Source organism: Streptomyces sp. NPDC090032 (assembly GCF_044748025.1).
Classification (GTDB): domain Bacteria; phylum Actinomycetota; class Actinomycetes; order Streptomycetales; family Streptomycetaceae; genus Streptomyces.
In genome coordinates this window covers 259,714-278,700 of record NZ_JBIVFF010000011.1, presented here as the reverse complement: position 1 = coordinate 278,700, position 18,987 = coordinate 259,714, and the positions used below count along the sequence as shown (strand labels likewise).

14 protein-coding genes, 1 pseudogene and 1 riboswitch are annotated in these 18,987 nt (G+C 72.9%); of the genes and pseudogenes, 12 read left to right on the top strand and 3 right to left on the bottom strand.

What is annotated here, in order from left to right; genetic code table 11:
- The first annotated feature begins 105 nt into the window (after positions 1–105).
- Both ACIPWY_RS27525 and ACIPWY_RS27520 read left to right on the top strand, forming a co-directional pair.
- Positions 106–984 (top strand): neutral zinc metallopeptidase, encoded by an 879-nt coding sequence (locus ACIPWY_RS27525; protein WP_362908095.1) that lies wholly within the window; start codon positions 106–108, stop codon positions 982–984.
- An 89-nt stretch (positions 985–1,073) separates the two neighbouring features.
- Positions 1,074–1,490: a VOC family protein gene (locus ACIPWY_RS27520; protein ID WP_362908094.1), complete on the top strand. Its 417-nt coding sequence runs from the start codon at positions 1,074–1,076 to the stop codon at positions 1,488–1,490.
- Positions 1,491–1,506: 16 nt separating this feature from the next.
- Here the strand turns inward: ACIPWY_RS27520 and ACIPWY_RS27515 are convergent, their stop codons facing one another.
- The 3 genes from ACIPWY_RS27515 to ACIPWY_RS27505 all read right to left on the bottom strand — a co-directional run bounded on the left by ACIPWY_RS27515 (position 1,507) and on the right by ACIPWY_RS27505 (position 4,952).
- A complete protein-coding gene (locus ACIPWY_RS27515; protein WP_362908093.1) occupies positions 1,507–2,931 on the bottom strand; it encodes a hypothetical protein in 1,425 nt (474 codons plus the stop codon).
- A gap of 147 nt (positions 2,932–3,078) precedes the next feature.
- Positions 3,079–4,206, bottom strand: a complete 1,128-nt coding sequence (locus ACIPWY_RS27510; RefSeq protein WP_362908092.1) for an alpha/beta hydrolase — start codon at positions 4,204–4,206, stop codon at positions 3,079–3,081.
- Between the two features lie 68 nt (positions 4,207–4,274).
- Positions 4,275–4,952 carry a class II aldolase/adducin family protein gene (locus ACIPWY_RS27505; RefSeq protein ID WP_362908091.1) on the bottom strand — a complete coding sequence of 226 codons (678 nt, stop codon included), beginning with the start codon at positions 4,950–4,952 and terminating at the stop codon, positions 4,275–4,277.
- 203 nt (positions 4,953–5,155) lie between these two features.
- Here ACIPWY_RS27505 and ACIPWY_RS27500 point away from each other — a divergent pair.
- The 10 genes and pseudogenes from ACIPWY_RS27500 to cobI all read left to right on the top strand — a co-directional run bounded on the left by ACIPWY_RS27500 (position 5,156) and on the right by cobI (position 18,971).
- Positions 5,156–5,897 (top strand): annotated as a pseudogene (locus ACIPWY_RS27500) (lysozyme).
- Between the two features lie 189 nt (positions 5,898–6,086).
- Positions 6,087–7,352 carry an inorganic phosphate transporter gene (locus ACIPWY_RS27495; protein ID WP_362908089.1) on the top strand — a complete coding sequence of 422 codons (1,266 nt, stop codon included), beginning with the start codon at positions 6,087–6,089 and terminating at the stop codon, positions 7,350–7,352.
- Between the two features lie 15 nt (positions 7,353–7,367).
- Positions 7,368–7,589 (top strand): hypothetical protein, encoded by a 222-nt coding sequence (locus tag ACIPWY_RS27490; protein ID WP_362908088.1) that lies wholly within the window; start codon positions 7,368–7,370, stop codon positions 7,587–7,589.
- Between the two features lie 157 nt (positions 7,590–7,746).
- A riboswitch (cobalamin riboswitch) is annotated at positions 7,747–7,819 on the top strand.
- A 133-nt stretch (positions 7,820–7,952) separates the two neighbouring features.
- Entirely contained in the window at positions 7,953–8,894 is a 942-nt protein-coding gene (locus ACIPWY_RS27485; RefSeq protein ID WP_401535477.1) for a cobalamin biosynthesis protein, read from the top strand.
- Positions 8,891–10,465, top strand: coding sequence for a cobyric acid synthase (locus tag ACIPWY_RS27480; protein ID WP_401535475.1), 1,575 nt, complete (start codon positions 8,891–8,893; stop codon positions 10,463–10,465). Before ACIPWY_RS27485 ends, ACIPWY_RS27480 begins: the two co-directional genes overlap by 4 nt.
- A complete protein-coding gene (cobN, locus tag ACIPWY_RS27475; protein WP_401535473.1) occupies positions 10,462–14,142 on the top strand; it encodes a cobaltochelatase subunit CobN in 3,681 nt (1,226 codons plus the stop codon). The genes ACIPWY_RS27480 and cobN overlap by 4 nt, the downstream gene beginning before the upstream one ends.
- A complete protein-coding gene (locus ACIPWY_RS27470; RefSeq protein WP_401535471.1) occupies positions 14,139–16,193 on the top strand; it encodes a putative cobaltochelatase in 2,055 nt (684 codons plus the stop codon). The genes cobN and ACIPWY_RS27470 overlap by 4 nt, the downstream gene beginning before the upstream one ends.
- The gene (gene cobO, locus ACIPWY_RS27465) at positions 16,193–16,792 is read left to right on the top strand and encodes a cob(I)yrinic acid a,c-diamide adenosyltransferase (RefSeq protein WP_329574575.1); all 600 of its coding nucleotides are present in this window, start codon (positions 16,193–16,195) and stop codon (positions 16,790–16,792) included. Before ACIPWY_RS27470 ends, cobO begins: the two co-directional genes overlap by 1 nt.
- Positions 16,793–16,800: 8 nt before the next feature.
- Positions 16,801–18,210 carry a cobyrinate a,c-diamide synthase gene (locus tag ACIPWY_RS27460; protein ID WP_401535469.1) on the top strand — a complete coding sequence of 470 codons (1,410 nt, stop codon included), beginning with the start codon at positions 16,801–16,803 and terminating at the stop codon, positions 18,208–18,210.
- The gene (cobI, locus tag ACIPWY_RS27455) at positions 18,207–18,971 is read left to right on the top strand and encodes a precorrin-2 C(20)-methyltransferase (protein ID WP_362908082.1); all 765 of its coding nucleotides are present in this window, start codon (positions 18,207–18,209) and stop codon (positions 18,969–18,971) included. Before ACIPWY_RS27460 ends, cobI begins: the two co-directional genes overlap by 4 nt.
- Positions 18,972–18,987 lie beyond the last annotated feature (16 nt).

Genomic DNA, 18,987 nt, shown 5'->3' with positions numbered 1-18,987 from the left:
GCCGTACTGTTCCGGGGCCGAGGGGCAGACCGCCGCGAACTGTCCGATAGTGGGCGTTGGGCGGCGGGCCGCCGCCCCTGACGTGCGGCAGAGGGCGGTGCGGCCATGCAGTTCGACGACGACGCCGACCTGGACACCTCCGAGGTCCAGGACAGGCGCCGGGTCCCCGGCGGCCGGCGGACCATCGGCGGCGGCCTCGCGGGTCTGCTCGCCCTTCTGGTCGGCCTCTTCTTCGGCACGGACGAATTCGGCCTCTCCTCCGGCGGCGGCGAACCCGGATCGACCGTCTCGTCCGCGGCCCAGGTCAGCCAGGACTGCCGGACGGGCCAGGACGCGAACAGCAAGGAGGACTGCCGCATCGTGGCGGTCGTCAACAGCGTCCAGGACTACTGGCGTCAGGAGTTCCGCGACCGCAGGGGCACCTACTCCCCCGCGCAGACCGTGTTCTTCACCGGCCAGGTCCAGACGGCGTGCGGCACGGCGACCTCGGCGGTCGGGCCGTTCTACTGCCCGAGCGACCGCAGGGTCTATCTGGACCTGGGCTTCTTCGACGATTTGCGCACCAAGTTCGGCTCCAGCGGCGGCCCCTTCGCGCAGGCGTACGTGGTGGCGCACGAGTACGGGCACCACGTACAGAACCTGATGGGCACGCTCCAGCGCTCCCAGGACGGCCGTACGGGCCAGAACAGCAACGCGGTGCGGGTCGAGCTCCAGGCGGACTGCTACGCCGGGGTGTGGGCGCACCACGCGACGACGACGCCCGACGACAAGACGGGCAAGCCACTGATCACGAACCTCACCGACGCGGACATCCGCGACGGCCTGGACGCCGCGGCCGCCGTCGGCGACGACCGGATCCAGGAGAAGTTCCAGGGCCGGGTGACGCCCGAGACCTGGACCCACGGCTCGGCCCAGCAGCGGCAGGACTGGTTCTACGAGGGCTACCGCACCGGCGACATGGCGCGGTGCAACACGTTCCGGTGACCGGGACGGGCTCGCGGGGCGGATTGTCAGTGCCGGGTGCCAGTCTGGATCCGGCAGCACATTCCGGACCGGCGAGAAGGAGTGAGCACATGAGCGGTACGAACGGCGAGGGGCGTGCGAGTTTCTACCCGTCCTTGCTGTACGCCGACGCGAAGGCCGCGATCGAGCAGCTGACCTCGGCGTTCGGCTTCACCGCCGCGGCCGTGTACGAGGGCGAGGGCGGCTCGGTGATGCACGCCGAGCTGACGTACGGGAACGGCGCGGTGATGCTCGGCTCGAAGGGCCGCGGAGGCCGCTTCGACGAGGCGATGAAGGGCGCGGGGCCGACCGGGATCTATGTCGTCGTGGACGACGTCGACGCCCATCACCGCCGGGCCGTCCAGCACGGCGTGGAGATCCTGATGCCCCCGACGGACCAGGACTACGGCTCCCGGGACTACATGGCCAAGGACGCCGAGGGCAACGTGTGGAGCTTCGGGACGTACGCGCCGCAGATACCGGCCTGATCCCGGGGGCGCGGCGTCACACGCCTCCGGTGTGCACCTGGAAGGCGGCCCTGCGGACGGCCTTGGCGAGCGCCGGGTCCGGGTGGGCGGCGGCCAGCGCGACGAGGACCTGGACGGTGCGCGGGTGCCCGGCCGCCCGGACCTCGTCGAGAAGGGCCGGCACGGTGGGCTGCACGGCGGACTCCAGATGGCGTACGAGGAGCTGGGCCTCGCCGTGGTCCGCGACGGCCGCCGCCGTGTCCACCCACAGCCAGGTCGTCTCCTCGCGGGTCAGCACCAGGTGGACGTCCTCGGGATCAGCGCCTTCGTACTCGGCGAGCCACAGCAGCGCGTAGGGGCGCAGGGGCGGCTCGTCGGCGACGGATCTGACGACGGGCTCGGCGGGGGCTCCGACGACGCGCAGCGCCTCGAAGGCGAGGCCGCGCAGCAGGGCGTCCTCGCCGCGGGCGGCGGCGATCAGCTCGGTGACGGCGCTGCCGACGGGGCGGGCGGCGAGCCAGGCGCGGTACTCGGCGCGGGCCGCGTTCGGGCGCAGCCGTGCGCAGCCTCTGAGCATGTCCTCGGCGGACTGCTCGATGTTGCCCGCCGGGGACTGGGCGGCCACGCAGATCTGCTCCAGCTTGACCCAGACCGCCCAGCTGCCGAGCGGCGTGAGGGTGGCCTGCCCGTCGGCGTAGGTGAGGGCGCCGACGGCGGCGAGGCCGTGCAGGGCCCAGTCGAGGAGCGGGAGGAGGGCGGTGCCGGTGGTGCCCGTGATGCCGGTGGCTGGGCCGGAGGGCTCGGGCTGGGGGCCGTAGGGAATCTCGCAGCGTTCCGTGCGCAGTTCCTCGACGCGCTGGCCGAGCAGGTCGAGGAGTTGCGGGACGGGGACCGGGCCGGCCGAGAGCTGGAGGAGGGAGAGCACCTGCGGCATCGCCTCGACGACCTCGGCGACGGCGGCGGCCTCCAGGCTCTCGTCAGCGGGGTGGGCCAGGGACCAGGCGTCGAACAGCGCGACCCAGCCGCGCAGCACGGCGGTGTCGTCGCGGTCCCAGGCGCGCAGGCGCCAGCCGGGGCGGGCGCTGTCGCCGTGCACCTCGACGAGGCCCGCGAGGCGTGCGGTGTCCCAGTCGGCGCGGACCTGGCGCGGGGTCAGGTCCAGGTCGGCCGCCGCGCGTTCGGCGGTGGGCGCCGAGAGCGCGCCCCTGCCGTCGGGGGCGCCGTGGCCGCTGCCCGGGCTGAGGGCGGCGTCGGCCCAGCGGGCCACGCGGGCGGCGTCGGCGAGGCCGCGGCGGGCCATGCGGGCCAGTTCCCCCGGTGGTGGGGTGCCCTCCGGCGGGCGGGGCGCCGGGCGGGGCGGACGTGTCTGGGTCACCACTCCGTCGGTCCGCACGGGGGCGGTGGCGAGGGTGCGCGGGCGGACGAGTCGGAGCCTGGAGTCGCGCGGGATACGGGACGTCACGGGGGCAGTCTTCCGGTTGACGGTCCGAAAACCCAAACGGAATCGTTCCGGGGCTCATTACGGGGGTCGCGGGAGCGTCCGCGGACCGGCGTGCGCCGGGGGTCTACGCGGGCCTTCCTGCACATCTGTCCCGTGCGGCCGGCGGAGCTACATGAGGGGGGTGAGGAAGCGGCGGAGGGTCTCCTCGTACGTCTGCGGGTCGGCGTTCCACATGGCTCCGTGGGGGGCGTCGTCGACGGTGTGGAGGGTGACCAAGTCGGGGCGCCGGGCGGCCAGTTCGCGGGACAGGGCCCAGGGGGCGATCTCGTCGTCGGGGCCGTGCATCACGAGCGTGGGGACCCGAAGCGCCTCGGGGTGGGCGGCGGTGTCGAGGCGGTCTCCGTACAGCCCTGTGCGCCCTTGGGCGGCGCGGACCGCGAGGGGCAGCAGGGGACCGGGGATGTGGCGGGCCTCGGCGAGGGCACGCAGCGTGACGTCCCAGGCGAGGACGGGTGAGTCGAGGACGAGTCCGGAGATGCGGTCCCGCAAAGCGGAATGCGCCGCCGCGTGCAGTGCCATGGCGGCGCCGGTCGACCAGCCGTGCACGATGACGCGCTGTGCGCCGTAGCGCACGGCGTAGCGGATCGCGGCGTCCAGGTCGCGCCACTCCGTCTCGCCGAGGTGGCCGAGGCCGTCCGGGGAGCGGGGGGCGCCGAGGTCTCCGCGGTAGGCGAGGTCGAGCACGGGGAAGCGCTGGCGGTGCAGGAAGTCCATGAGGACCATGGGGTGCTCGCGCGTGGTGCCCAGGCCGTGGACGGTGATGACCCAGGTGTCGCGGGCGCCGGGGACGAACCAGGCGGGGAGCGCGCCCAGTTCGCCGGGGATGTCGATGTCGGCGTGGTCGAGGCCGAGTGCCGATCCGGGGTCGCCGATGTGCACCTGCGGGGTGAGCCAGGCATTGGCGCCGGGTTCGAGGGAGCCGTGGGTGACGCGCTCCAGGCGCCGTACGACGGCGTCCGCCGCGCGCGGGGCGGAATCGAGGACGGGCCCGACCACGGCGTGGAATCCGTCGCCGCTCAGGCCGTAGGTTCCCCGGCGCAGGGAGGCCAGGTCGCGGGTGAGAGTGAGCCGGCCCGCGGCGATGGCGTGGACGGTCAGGCGCGGCTCGGTGGGCAGCGGTCGGCCGGCGGGCGCCTTGAGGGCGGCGTCACTGGCGAACCGGCCGGCCGCGATCGCGGCTGCGCCGGCACCGATGACTGCGGTGACGGCAGCGGCCGTCGCTCTGGCGGTGCGCACCGTCCCAGTGTCCGCGCCCGGGCATCGACCGGCCAGCGGGGCGGGGCCGCCGGGAGTCGGGCGCCGGTTCAGCCCCGCTGCCCGTACCCCCGCAGCTTCTCCTCCGCCTCACGTAGCTGGCCGGGGGTGAGGAGCGTCGGGGCGTGGTGGGGATGGGCGCTCGCGGTGAGCCAGACGCGGCACAGCCATTCGAGCTGGGCCGTGCGGTCGTAGGCGGCGGCGAGGGTGTCGCCGTAGGTGAGGGCGCCGTGGTTCTGGAGCAGGCAGCCTGTCCGTCCCTTGAGAGCGTCGAGCACGTTCTCGGCCAACCGCTCTGTGCCGTACGTCGCATACGGGGCAACCCGGACGGGTCCGCCGAGGGCCGCGGCCATGTAGTGGATGAGCGGGAGTTCGGGCACGAGGGTGGAGACGGCGGTGGCGTGGACCGCGTGGGTGTGGACGACGGCGCGGGCGGGCGTGGCGCGGTAGACCGCCAGATGCATCGGGAGTTCGCTGGTCGGGGTCAGGGTTCCGGCGCGCCGCCGGCCGTCGAGGCCGACGGCGACGAGGTCGTCCGGGGTGAGCTCGTCGTAGGGGACCCCGCTGGGTGTGACGAGGACGGTGTCGTCGATGCGTACCGAGACGTTTCCCGAGGTCCCGACGACGAGGCCGTCGGTGACGGTGCGCCGGGCCGTCGCCACGAGCGCGTCCCATGCCCGCGCGAGTCGGTCCGCGCCCCGCCCCGCCTCGCCCGTTTCCTGCGCCATGTCCGCATCCTGTCAGCCGCGCGACGGGCCCGCGCGGCTCGTGGGGCCGGGGCACTCCAGTGCGGAGCCCAGGAGTCCGGAAGCGCATGAATCGGCATGAATGCCCGCCTGGAAACGATTGGCTGGAGATAGACCGACATAGAGGTATCTTCCGGTAACCTCCGGTTGGATTTGTCATGCACGTCGCCATTTCGGGGGGAAATATGGCTCGTGGTCACACACCGTCCCGTCGCCGTGCGCACATCACGACCGCGACGTCACTCGCCCCCCTGACGCTCGGAGGGACCGCTCTCGCCGAGGCTCCGGCGTCCGCGGCGGGCGACACGAAGGGACACGACGTCTCGTCGCACCAGAAGAACGTCAACTGGCAGGAGGCCAAGAGCAAGGGCGCACGGTTCGTCCACGTCAAGGCGACCGAGTCCACCACCTACCGCAGCCCCTACTTCAAGCAGCAGTACGACGGGGCCCGGAGCGCGGGCATCATCCGCGGCGCGCCACTTCGCGCTCCCGAACAAGTCGTCCGGCCGGACGCGGGCCTCGTACTTCGTGAGCAACGGGGGCGCATGGCGGGCGGACGGCTGGACGCTGCCGCCGGCGCTGGACATCGAGTACAACCCGTACAGCTCGAAGAAGTGCTACGGCCTGAGCAAGGGGAAGATGGTCTCCTGGATCAGGTCGTTCAGCGACGAGGTGCGGCGCAGGACGAGCCGCCGGCCGGTGATCTACACCAATTACCACTGGTGGAAGAACTGCACGGGCAACAGCAGGGCCTTCGCGGGCAACCACGCGCTGCGGCTCGCCCGCTACGACGAGACCGCCGGGGCCCTGCCTTCGGGCTGGTCGCACTGGACGTTCTGGCAGTACGACAACAGCGGCGGGCTGCCGGGTGACCAGAATCTCTTCAACGGTTCACAGGCCCAGTTACGGAGGTTCGCCCGCGGCTAGCGGAGGGCTCACTTCCGCTTGATTGAGCCACCGTTCCGCTTCGCGGACGCCCCCGCGCCGCCACCCCGTTCCCAACGGAGTGGCGGCACTCCGCTTCGAGTCACCGCACCGCCCGCCCCAGTTCATCTTCCGTTCACTCAGGTTGCCTACGGTCGCCGAGCCACTGACGTCCAACAGAAGCCTGGGTAAATGGAACACATCACGCTTCTCCTCGGGATCGTGATCGTCACCGCTCTCGTGTTCGATTTCACGAACGGTTTCCACGACACTGCCAACGCGATGGCCACCACCATCTCGACCGGCGCTCTCAAGCCCAAGACGGCGGTGGCCATGTCCGCCGTGCTGAACCTCGTCGGAGCCTTCCTCTCCGTGGAGGTCGCCAAGACGATCTCCGGCGGCATCATCAACGAGGACGGACTCAAGACCGAGGTCATCTTCGCGGCGCTGGTGGGCGCCATCCTCTGGAATCTGCTGACGTGGCTGGTGGGGCTCCCCTCCAGCTCGTCCCACGCGCTCTTCGGCGGCCTCATCGGCGCCGCCGTGATGTCGATGGGCTGGTCGTCGATCGACGGCGGCACCGTCGTCACCAAGATCCTGCTCCCGGCCGTCGCCGCGCCGCTCGTGGCGGGTATCGCCGCGATGCTGGCCACCCGCCTCACGTACCGGATCGGCAGCAAGACCGACCAGAAGGCGACCGCGAAGGGCTACCGCGCCGGACAGATCGCCTCCGCGGGCCTGGTCTCGCTGGCGCACGGCACGAACGACGCGCAGAAGACGATGGGCATCATCACGCTCGCCCTGATCACGGGCGGCGTCCTCAGCCCCGGCGCCAACCCCCCGATGTGGGTCATCGTCTCGGCCGGTACGGCCATCGCGCTCGGCACCTACCTCGGCGGCTGGCGCATCATCCGCACCATGGGCAAGGGCCTCACGGACCTCGCGCCGCAGCAGGGCTTCGCCGCCCAGACCAGCGCCGCGACCGCGATCCTCGCCTCCTCGCACATCGGCTTCTCGCTCTCCACGACGCAGGTCTGCTCCGGCGCCGTCATGGGCTCGGGCCTCGGCCGCAAGGGCGGCGTCGTCCGCTGGTCGACCGCGACCCGCATGTTCATCGCCTGGGGCCTGACCCTGCCGGCCGCCGGTCTGGTCGGCGCGGGCGCCGAGTTCCTCACCAAGCAGGGCTCGTGGGGCGTCGCCGTCACCGCACTGCTCCTGATCGCCGGCGCGGGCACCATCTGGGCGCTGTCCCGCCGCAACTCGATCGACCACACGAACGTCACGGACGACGCCATCGACGCCACGGACGAGCCCGCCGGCGTCGTGACCACCGCGATCGCGGCCGTCACCCCGCCGCCCACCGGCACGGTCGCGGACCTGGGCACCGACGTGAAGACCACCATCCCCGCCTCGCCCGCCCCGCCCTCGGCGGAGTCCGCGCGACCGGCCACGGTCTAAGGAAGCAGCAGCGCTATGCACATCGACTGGGCAGCACTCGGCTCCGTGTTCGGAGTCAGCCTCGTGATCACGGTGGCCCTCGTGGGCCTGTTCACCCTCGGCATCGTCGGCCTCACCAAGCGGGAATCGGCGGCGGCCCAGGGCGGTTCGGCGACGCTCGCCGTCTCCGGCGCGTACGCCTGCTTCGCCCTGTGCGCGGCGGCCGTCGGGTATGGGATCTTCCTGATCGTCGCCTGACCGGAGGTAACCGGCAGGAGTGCGGGGTGCGGGACGCGAAGGCGTCCCGCACCCCGCTTCGTGTGTGCCTCAGCACACTCTCCCTTCGCAGGTCAACGGCAAGTTGACGGGCCTTCGCGGGGCGTGGTGGACTTCCGGGGCCATCTACGGCAGCAGGAGAGGAAGCCGGTGCGAATCCGGCGCGGTCCCGCCACTGTCACCGGGGAGTGATCCCCGCGAGCCAGGAACTCTCGCTGCCGGTCTCTTCCAACCAGGGCGTGGACACCCTGAGTGAGGACATATCGCCATGCGCGGCTGCCAGTTGCGGGTACTCCCGCCGAGAACGAGCACAAGGGTTCCGTTCGCCGTAGCGGCGGACTGACCGTGCGGGCCGAGCGCGTCTTCGCGTACGGCAGCGCCGCCGGACTCCTCGGTGACCTCCTGATCGGCGATCCGCGCCGCGGGCATCCGGTCGCCGCGTTCGGGCGGGCCGCGGGCGCCGTCGAGCGTGTGCTGTGGCGCGACCACCGCGGGTGGGGCGCGCTGCACACCGCCGTGTGCGCGGGCGGCGCCGCCGTCGCCGGTGGCCTCGCCGCCCGCGCCGTGCGCCGCTCCCCCGCCGCCTCCATCGTCCTGACCGCCGCCGCCACTTGGGCGGTCGTCGGCGGCACGTCGCTGGGGCGCGAGGCGCGTGCCATCGGGGGCGCGCTGGCCGCCGGTGACGTGGACGCGGCGCGCGAGCGGCTGCCGCATCTGTGCGGGCGTGACCCGCAGGCCCTGGACGCGGACGGGATCGCGCGGGCCGTCGTCGAGTCCGTCGCCGAGAACACCTCCGACGCCGTCGTGGGCGCGCTCGTGTGGGGCGCCGTCGCCGGGGTCCCCGGGCTCGTCGCGTTCCGCGCCGTGAACACGCTGGACGCCATGGTCGGGCACAAGTCGGCCAGGTACCGCCGCTACGGCTGGGCCTCCGCGCGCCTCGACGACGTGGCGGGCTGGCCGGGCGCGCGGCTGACCGGCGTGCTCGCCGCGGTCGCGGGCGGGCGTCCGCGCGGCGCGCTCAGGGCGTGGCGCGAGGACGCGCGGCTGCACCCGAGCCCCAACGCCGGTGTCGTCGAGGCCTCGTTCGCGGGGGCGCTCGGAGTGCGGCTCGGGGGGACGTTGTCGTACGGCGGGCGGGTCGAGCACCGGCCCGTGCTGAACGCGTCGGGCCGGTCCGTGGAGACCGCCGACGTCGAGCGGGCGGCGCGGCTCTCGCGGCGCGTGAGCTGGCTGGCCCTCGGCGTGTGTGTCGCCGGGCGGGCACTGTGGCGAAGGGGGAAGTCGTGAGTGGTGGCGGACTGCTGGTGGCAGGGACCACGTCCGATGCGGGGAAGAGCGTCGTCACCGCGGGGATCTGCCGGTGGCTGGTGCGGCAGGGGGTGAAGGTCGCGCCGTTCAAGGGGCAGAACATGTCCCTCAACTCCTTCGTGACGCGCGAGGGCGCCGAGATCGGGCGGGCGCAGGCCATGCAGGCGCAGGCCGCCCGCGTCGAGCCGAGCGCCCTGATGAACCCCGTACTGCTGAAGCCGGGCAGCGACCGGAGCAGCCAGGTGGTGCTCATGGGCAAGCCGGTGGGCGAGTTGAGTGCCCGGGGGTTCTTCGGGGGGCCCGGGCCCGCGGCGAAGCCGCTGTCAGGTGCTGTGTCCCCCGGGAAGGCGCTGCACGGCGGACGGCAGGCGGCACTTCTGGACACCGTCGTGGGATGCCTGGAGGAACTCCGGGGCAGCTATGACGCCGTGATCTGTGAAGGGGCGGGCTCTCCCGCCGAGATCAACCTGCGCCGCACCGACATCGTCAACATGGGGATCGCACGGGCCGCGCGGCTGCCCGTGCTCGTGGTCGGCGACATCGACCGCGGCGGCGTCTTCGCGTCGTTCTTCGGCACGACGGCGCTGCTCGCGCCCGAGGACCAGGAGCTGCTGGCCGGCTACCTGGTGAACAAGTTCCGGGGCGACGTCTCGCTCCTCGAGCCCGGCCTCGACATGCTCAAGGACCTGACCGGGCGCCCCACGTACGGGGTTCTCCCCTTCCAGCACGGTCTCGGCATCGACGAGGAGGACGGGCTGCGCGTGTCGCTGCGCGGCTCCGTGCGCGAGTCGCAGACCGCGGCCCCCGTCGGCGAGGACGTGCTGCGCGTCGCCGTGTGCGCCGTGCCGCTGATGTCGAACTTCACCGACGTGGACGCGCTGGCCGCCGAGCCGGGCGTCGTCGTGCGGTTCGTCGACCGGGCCGAGGAGCTCGTCGACGCGGACCTGGTCGTCGTGCCGGGAACGCGCGGCACCGTCAGGGCACTTCAGTGGCTGCGCGAGCGCGGCCTCGCCGACGCCCTCGCGCGCCGGGCCGCCGAGGGGCGCCCGGTCCTCGGGATCTGCGGCGGCTTCCAGCTGCTCGGCAACAGCATCGAGGACGACATCGAGTCGCGCCTGGGCACCGTGGACGGGCTCGGACTGCTGCCCGTACGGGTGCGGTTCGAGCGCGAGAAGACCCTCGCCCGGCCCGTCGGACAGGCGCTCGGCGAGCACGTCGAGGGTTACGAGATCCATCACGGAGTGGCCGAAATCGTCGGCGGAGAAGCCTTCCTGGACGGCTGTCGCGTCGGCTCCGTGTGGGGCACCCACTGGCACGGCTCGCTGGAGGCGGACGGCTTCCGCCGGGCGTTCCTGCGCGAGGTCGCGGCCGCCGCGGGCCGCCGTTTCGTACCGGCGCCCGACACGTCGTTCGGCGCGCTGCGCGAGGAGCAGCTCGACCGGCTCGGCGATCTGATCGAAGAACACGCGGACACGGACGCGCTGTGGCGGCTCATCGAGTCCGGCGCTCCGTCAGGACTGCCTTTCATTCCACCGGGAGCGCCCGCATGAGCACAGTGTTGTTGTTGTCCACCGCAGACACCGATCTGCTGGCGGCCCGGGCCTCCGGCGCCCCCTACCGGATCGGGAACCCGACCCGCGTCGATGTCGAGGGTGAGCTGCCGGAGCTGCTCGCCGGCGTGGACATCGCCGTCGTACGGCTCCTCGGCGGCAAGCGCGCCTGGGAGGACGGGCTCGCGGCGCTGAAGGCGTCCGGCGTGCCGACGGTCCTGCTCGGTGGCGAGAGCGTCCCGGACGCGGAGCTGATGGCCGAGTCCACCGTCCACGCGGGCGCCGTGGCCGAGGCGCTGCGCTACCTCGTCGAGGGCGGTCCCGGCAATCTCGTCGAGCTGGCCCGCTTCCTCGTCCAGGACGTGCTGCTCCACGGGCACGGCCGGGCCGGGAGCACGCAGGAGCGGCGCAGCGCCGAGCCGCAGAAGATGCCGGAGTACGGGGTGCACGGCAGCCGCGCCCGCGTCGAGGGCCGCCCGACCGTCGGTGTGCTCTTCTACCGCGCCCACGAGCTGTCCGGGAACACCGCGTTCGTGGACACGCTGTGCGACGCGATCGAGGCGCGCGGTGTCAACGCCCTTCCGGTGTACTGCGGTTCGCTGCGCGGCGCCGACGCCGGCCTGTACGAGGTGCTCGGCGAGGCCGACACCCTCGTGGCGACCGTGCTCGCGGCGGGCGGCACGCATGCCTCGCAGGCGTCCGCGGGCGGCGACGAGGAGGCCTGGGACATCGGCGCGCTCGCCGACCTCGACGTTCCCGTCCTACAGGGACTGTGCCTGACGTCGTCGAAGGCGGCCTGGGAGGCGTCGGACGCCGCGCTGTCGCCGATGGACGCGGCGATGCAGGTCGCGATCCCCGAGTTCGACGGCCGGATCGTCACGGTGCCGTTCTCCTTCAAGGAGGAGGGCCCCGACGGCGTCCCGGTGTACGCGGCCGACCCCGAGCGGGCCGCGCGCGTCGCCGGAATCGCCGTACGCCACGCCCGTCTCGGCCACAAGCCGAACGGCGAGAAGAAGCTCGCCGTCGTCTTCACGGCCTACCCGACCAAGCACTCGCGGGTCGGCAACGCGGTGGGCCTCGACACGCCCGCCTCCGCCGTCCGCGTCCTGGACGCGCTGCGCGAGGCCGGTTACGGCGTCCACGGCTACCCCGACAACGGTGACGAGCTGATCCACCGGCTCATCGAGGCGGGCGGCCACGACGTGGAGTGGCTCACCGAGGACCAGTTGGCGTCGGCGCCCGCGCGCGTGCCGCTCGCCGACTACCGCGCCTGGTTCGACAAGCTGGCGCCCGAGCTGCGCGACGGGATGCTGGAGGCGTGGGGCGAGCCGCCGGGCTCCCTCTACGTCGACGGCGACGACATCGTGCTCGCGTCGCTCCAGTTCGGCAACGTCGTCGTGATGATCCAGCCGCCGCGCGGCTTCGGCGAGAACCCCATCGCGATCTACCACGACCCGGACATGCCGCCGTCGCACCACTACATGGCCGCGTACCGCTGGCTCGAGAACAGCTTCGGCGCGGACGCCGTCATCCACATGGGCAAGCACGGCACCATGGAGTGGCTGCCGGGCAAGGGCCTTGGCCTGAGCGGGAGTTGTGCGCCCGACGCGGTCCTCGGCGAGCTGCCGCTGATCTACCCGTTCATCGTGAACGACCCGGGCGAGGGCACGCAGGCCAAGCGCCGCGGGCACGCCACGGTCGTCGACCACCTGGTGCCGCCGATGGCGCGCGCCGACACGTACGGCGATCTCGCGAAGCTGGAGCAGCTCCTCGACGAGTACGCGCTCGTCTCGGACCTGGACCCGACGAAGGCCCCGGCCGTGCGCGCCCAGATCTGGACGCTGGTCAAGGCCGCCGAGCTCCACCACGACCTGCATGTCGACGAGCAGCCGGACGACGGCGACTTCGACGAGTTCGTGATGCACATCGACGGCTATCTGTGCGAGATCAAGGACGTGCAGATCCGCGACGGTCTGCACATCCTGGGCGGCGGCCCGGTCGGCGAGCCGCGCGTGAACCTCGTGCTCGCCGTGCTGCGCGCCTCGCAGGTGTGGGGCGGCACCGCGAACGCGCTGCCCGGCCTGCGGGCCTGCCTGGCCGAGCACTTCGGCCTGGTCGAGAAGGAGCTGCTCGGCGAGCCGGGCGCCCCGGTGAAGGTGCCGGCCGAACTCACGGACCTCGTCAGCGGCCCCGCCCGCAGCGCCGCCGACGCGATCGACCTCCTGGAGCAGCTGTGCCGGCGCGCGGCCGAGGGCATGGAGGAGCGCGGCTGGGACGCCGCGTCCGTCCCCGCGCTCGTCCGGGACATCCTCGGGACCGAACTCCGGGACGCTGTCGCGGTGTTGGAGTTCGCGTGCCGTGAGGTCGTGCCCCGGCTCGCCCGTACGACGGACGAGATCGGGCACATTCTGCGCGCGCTCGACGGCGGATACGTGCCCGCGGGGCCGTCCGGGTCGCCGACGCGCGGTCTGGTCAACGTGCTGCCGACGGGCCGCAACTTCTACTCCGTCGACCCGAAGGCGATCCCCTCGCGGCTGAGCTGGGAGGTCGGGCAGGCGCTCGCCGACTCGCTCGTCGCGCGCTATCTGGCCGACACCGGCGAGTACCCCAAGTCCGTGGGCCTCACCGTGTGGGGCACCTCTGCGATGCGTACGCAGGGCGACGACATCGCGGAGATCCTCGCGCTGCTCGGCTGCCGCCCGGTGTGGGACGACGCCTCGCGCCGTGTCACCGGCTTCGAGATCGTGCCGGCCGCCGAACTCGGGCGCCCGCGCATCGATGTGACAGTCCGTATCTCCGGCTTCTTCCGTGACGCGTTCCCGCACGTCGTGGGCCTGATCGACGACGCCGTGCAGGCCGTCGCCGCGCTCGACGAGAGCGCGGAGGACAACTACGTACGCGCCCATGTCGAACAGGACGCCGTCGAGCACGGCGACCGGCGGCGGGCCACGGCCCGTATCTTCGGCTCGAAGCCGGGCGCGTACGGTGCCGGGCTGCTGCCGCTGATCGACGCCCGCAACTGGCAGTCCGACGCGGACCTCGCCGAGGTGTACGCGGTGTGGGGCGGCTACGCGTACGGGCGCGGGCTCGACGGGCGGGCGGCGCGCGGCGACATGGAGACGGCGTTCCGCCGCATCAACGTGGCGGCGAAGAACGTCGACACCCGCGAGCACGACCTCGTCGACGCCGACGACTACTTCCAGTACCACGGCGGCATGGTCGCCATGGTGCGGCATCTGACGGGGACCTCCCCCGAGGCGTACGTCGGCGACTCCGCCGTACCCGATCAGGTGAAGACCCGCACGCTCGGCGAGGAGACGCACCGGGTGTTCCGCGCCCGTGTGGTCAACCCGCGCTGGATGGCGGCCATGCGCCGCCACGGCTACAAGGGCGCCTTCGAGATGGCCGCCACCGTCGACTACCTCTTCGGGTACGACGCGACGGCCGGCGTGGTCGACGACTGGATGTACGAGAAGCTGTCGGCCGAGTACGTCTTCGACGCGGAGAACCAGGACTTCATGAAGAAGTCCAACCCGTGGGCCCTGCGCGGCATCACCGAGCGGCTGCTGGAAGCGGCCGAGCGCGGCCTGTGGGCCGAGCCGGACGCGCAGACGCTGGAGCGGCTGCGGGCCACGTATCTGGAACTTGAGGGCGACTTGGAGGGCGACGACCAGTGAGTACCCCCTATCCGTTCACCGCGCTCGTCGGGCAGGACGACCTGCGGCTCGCGCTGCTGCTCAACGCGGTCAGCCCCGCCGTCGGCGGGGTGCTCGTGCGCGGCGAGAAGGGCACGGCCAAGTCCACGGCCGTGCGTGCGCTCTCGGCCCTCATCCCCGAGGTCGAGGTCGTCGCCGGGTGCCGCTTCTCGTGTGCGCCCGGCGCCCCGGACCCGGCGTGCCCGGACGGCCCGCACGAGACCGGGCCCGGCACCTCGCGCGCCGCGCGCATGGTCGAGCTGCCCGTCGGCGCGTCCGAGGACCGGCTCGTCGGCGCGCTCGACATCGAGCGGGCGCTCGCCGAGGGCGTCAAGGCCTTCGAGCCGGGACTCCTCGCCGAGGCACACCGCGGGATCCTCTACGTCGACGAAGTCAACCTGCTGCACGACCACTTGGTGGACCTGCTGCTCGACGCGGCCGCGATGGGCGCCTCGTACGTGGAGCGCGAGGGCGTGTCCGTGCGGCATGCCGCACGCTTCCTGCTCGTCGGCACCATGAACCCCGAAGAGGGCGAGCTGCGGCCGCAGTTGCTCGACCGGTTCGGCCTCACCGTGGAGGTCGCCGCCTCCCGCGAGCCCGACCAGCGCGTCGAGGTCGTCAAGCGGCGCCTCGCCTACGACGACGACCCCGAGGGCTTCGCCGGGAAGTGGGAGCAGGAGGAGTCCGCCGTACGGGCGCGGATCGTCGCGGCCCGTGACCTGCTGCCTTCGGTGCGGCTCGGCGACGCCGCGCTGCGGCAGATCGCCGCGACGTGCGCCGCGTTCGAGGTCGACGGGATGCGCGCGGACATCGTGATGGCGCGTACGGCGACGGCTCTCGCCGCGTGGGCGGGCCGCACGGATGTGCTGGCCGAGGACGTGCGACAGGCCGCGCTCCTCGCGCTGCCGCACCGCAGGCGCCGCAACCCGTTCGACGCGCCGGGGCTCGACGAGGACAAGCTCGACGACACCCTGGAGGAGTTCGGCGGGCAGGACGACGAGCCCGATCCTGACGGTGACGGTGACGACGGCGGGGACGGCCCCGGCGGCGGTGGCGGGCAGCCGCCCCAGGACGCCCCCGAGGGCAGCGGCCCCGACGCGGGCGGCGACCAGGCCGCCGACATCCCCGCGCAGGGCGAGCCCTCCGGGAGCGGCGAGCAGAAGGCTCCCGCGGGCGGCGGCGAACAGGCGGCAGCCCGCGCCTGCGAGCCCTTCCGTACGAAGATGCTGAGCGTCCCCGGACTCGGTGAGGGTGCCGCGGGGCGCCGCTCGCGGGCCCGCACGGAGCACGGGCGTACGACGGGTGCGCGGCGTCCCCGCGGCGCTCTCACCAAGCTGCACCTCGCGGCGACCGTGCAGGCCGCTGCCCCGCACCAGCGGGCGCGCGGGCGCTCCGGCCCTGGGCTCGTGGTGCGGCGTGACGATCTGCGGCAGGCGACCAGGGAGGGCCGCGAGGGCAACCTCGTGCTGTTCGTGGTGGACGCCTCCGGGTCGATGGCGGCGCGGCAGCGGATGAGTGCCGTGAAGGGCGCCGTGCTGTCGCTGCTCCTCGACGCGTACCAGCGGCGGGACAAGGTGGGGCTCGTGACGTTCCGCGGCTCCTCGGCCGACGTGGCGCTGCCACCGACGTCCTCGGTGGACGCGGCAGCCGTACGGCTCGAGTCGCTGCCCACCGGTGGGCGTACGCCGCTGTCCGCGGGGCTCCTCAAGGCGCACGATGTGCTGCGTGTGGAGCGGCTGCGGGACCCGGCGCGCCGGCCGCTCGTCGTCGTGGTGACCGACGGGCGGGCTACGGGCGGTCCCGAGCCGGTGGCGCTCGCGGGGCGTGCCGCGCGGCTGCTCGCCGCCGAGGGAACGGCGTCGGTCGTCGTGGACTGCGAGTCGGGTCCTGTGCGGCTCGGGCTCGCCGGTCAGCTGGCGGGCGAGCTGGGCGGGACGGCGGTGACGCTCGACGAGCTGCGGGCCGACTCGATCGCCGGGCTCGTGAAGGACGTACAGGGTGGTCTGCAGGCGAACAGCAGGAGGGTCGCGTAATGCCTCAGGGACAGCCGAGCGTCGTGCCGGACGACGGGCTCACGACGCGGCAGCGGCGCAACCGGCCGCTCGTCGTCGTCCACACCGGCATCGGCAAGGGCAAGTCGACGGCGGCCTTCGGGCTCGCCCTGCGCGCCTGGAACCAGGGCTGGCCGATCGGAGTGTTCCAGTTCGTCAAGTCGGCGAAGTGGAAGGTCGGCGAGGAGAACGCGCTGCGCGTCCTCGGCGCGAGCGGCGAGGGCGGCAGCGTCGACTGGCACAAGATGGGCGAGGGCTGGTCCTGGGTCCAGCGCGACGCGCAGATGGACAACGAGGAGAAGGCCCGCGAGGGCTGGGAGCAGGTCAAGCGTGACCTCGCCGCCGAGACGTACCAGCTGTACGTGCTCGACGAGTTCGCCTACCCGATGCACTGGGGCTGGATCGACACGGACGAGGTCATCTCCGTGCTGAGGGACCGGCCCGGCACCCAGCACGTCGTGATCACCGGGCGCAACGCCCCCGAGAAGCTGGTGGACTTCGCCGACCTGGTCACCGACATGTCCAAGGTCAAGCACCCGATGGACGCGGGCCAGAAGGGCCAGAGAGGCATCGAGTGGTGAGTACGTCCATGCCTCGGCTCGTCATTGCCGCGCCCTCGTCGGGCAGCGGCAAGACGACCGTCGCGACGGGTCTGATGGCGGCGTTCGCCGGACGCGGCCTCGCCGTGTCGCCGCACAAGGTCGGGCCCGACTACATCGACCCCGGGTACCACGCGCTCGCCACGGGGCGCGCCGGGCGCAACCTCGACGCGTACCTGTGCGGGCCCGAACTGGTGGCGCCGCTCTTCGCGCACGGGGCGCAGGGCTGCGATCTCGCCGTCGTCGAGGGCGTGATGGGGCTTTTCGACGGGGCGTCCGGTCAGGGTGAGCTGGCGTCGACCGCGCATGTCGCGAAGCTGCTCCGGGCGCCGGTGGTGCTCGTGGTGGATGCTTCGTCGCAGGCGCGGTCCGTTGCCGCTCTGGTGCACGGGTTCGCCTCGTTCGATCCTGAGGTGCGGCTCGCCGGGGTGATCCTCAACAAGGTGGGCTCCGAGCGGCACGAGGAGCTGCTGCGGGAGGCGCTGGACGAGGCGGGGGTGCCCGTTTTCGGCGCCTTGCGCCGGGGTGGGGAAGTGGTCACTCCCTCGCGGCACTTGGGGCTTGTGCCGGTGGCCGAGCGGGGAGTCGAGGCGGTTTCGGCTGTTGCGGCGATGGCGGAGCTCGTGCGGGTCGGGTGTGACCTGGACGCGCTGTATGCCGTGGCGCGTAGTGCTCCGTCGTTGGACTGTGCGGCTTGGCATGCGGCCGAGGTTCTGGAGTCTTTCCCCCAGCCCGCCTCCTCCCAGATGGACGGTCTCGACGGGCCGCGGCCCGTCGTCGCTCTCGCCGGCGGGCCCGCCTTCACCTTCTCCTACGCCGAGCACCGTGAGCTGCTCGTCGCCGCCGGTGCCGACGTCGTGCCGTTCGACCCCCTCCGTGACGAGCAACTCCCCGACCGGACCCGCGCGTTGGTCATCGGCGGAGGTTTCCCCGAGGTGTACGCCTCCGAGCTGTCCGCCAACGAACCGCTGCGCAAGGCCGTCGGAGAGCTCGCGCGGTCCGGGGCGCCCGTCGTCGCCGAGTGTGCCGGGCTGCTGTACCTCGGGCGGTCCCTCGACGGGCAGCCGATGTGCGGAGTGCTCGACACCGACGCGCGGATGTCGGAGCGGCTCACGCTCGGGTACCGGGACGCCGTGGCCGTGTCCGACAGCGTGCTGGCCGCGAACGGTACGCGAGTGCGAGGCCACGAGTTCCATCGCACCGTCGTCGAGCCCGGGGCCGGCGCCGCCCCCGCGTGGGGCATCACGCGTCCCGAGCGGCGCGTCGAAGGGTTTGTGCAGGGCGGGGTGCACGCCTCGTATCTGCATGTGCACTGGGCCGCCGTGCCCCAGGCGGCGCGGCGCATCGTCGCGCAGGCAACCGAAGTCGCGCGGGCAACCGAAGGAGTCACCCCGTCATGACCAGCAACACCACGCACCGGCTGACCGGCGTCGGCGTGGGTCCCGGTGACCCCGAGCTCGTGACCGTGAAGGGCGTGAACGCCCTGCGCGGGGCCGCCGTCGTCGTCGTGCCGGTGATGGCCGCGGCCGACGGGACCGACGGCGGCGAGCCCGGCCGCGCCGAGGCGACCGTCCTGCACTACGTGCCCGCCGACAAGGTCGTCCGTGTCGTCTTCGCCCTCAACGAGCGCTCGGACCGGGCCAGGCGCGAGGCGGCCTGGGACGCGGCCGGTGAGCGCGTCGCGGCGCTGCTGCGGGAGCACGGCTCGGTCGCGTTCGCGACGATCGGCGACCCGAACGTGTACTCCACGTTCACGTATCTCGCCCTGACCGTCGAGGAGCTGGTGCCGGGGACCGTCGTCGAGACCGTGCCGGGCATCACCGCCATGCAGGACCTCGCCGCGCGTTCCGGCGCCGTGCTCACGGAGGGCACCGAGCCGCTGACGCTCGTGCCGGTGACCGCCGGTTCGGCCGTGCTCAAGGAGGCGCTCGCGGGACCCGGCACCGTCGTCGCCTACAAGTTCGGTCGGCTCGCGGGCGAGGTCGCCGCGGCGCTGCGCGAGACGGGGCGGACGCAGGACGCCGTATGGGGGTCCGCGCTCGGGCTGCCCGAGGAGTCCATCAGGCCCGCCGCCGAACTGGGCACCGACGCCGCGCTGCCGTACCTGTCGACGCTGATCGCGCCCGCGCGGCGCGACGGCGGACGGGGCGGGAAACTGTGAGCCGCCGGGGGGCGGA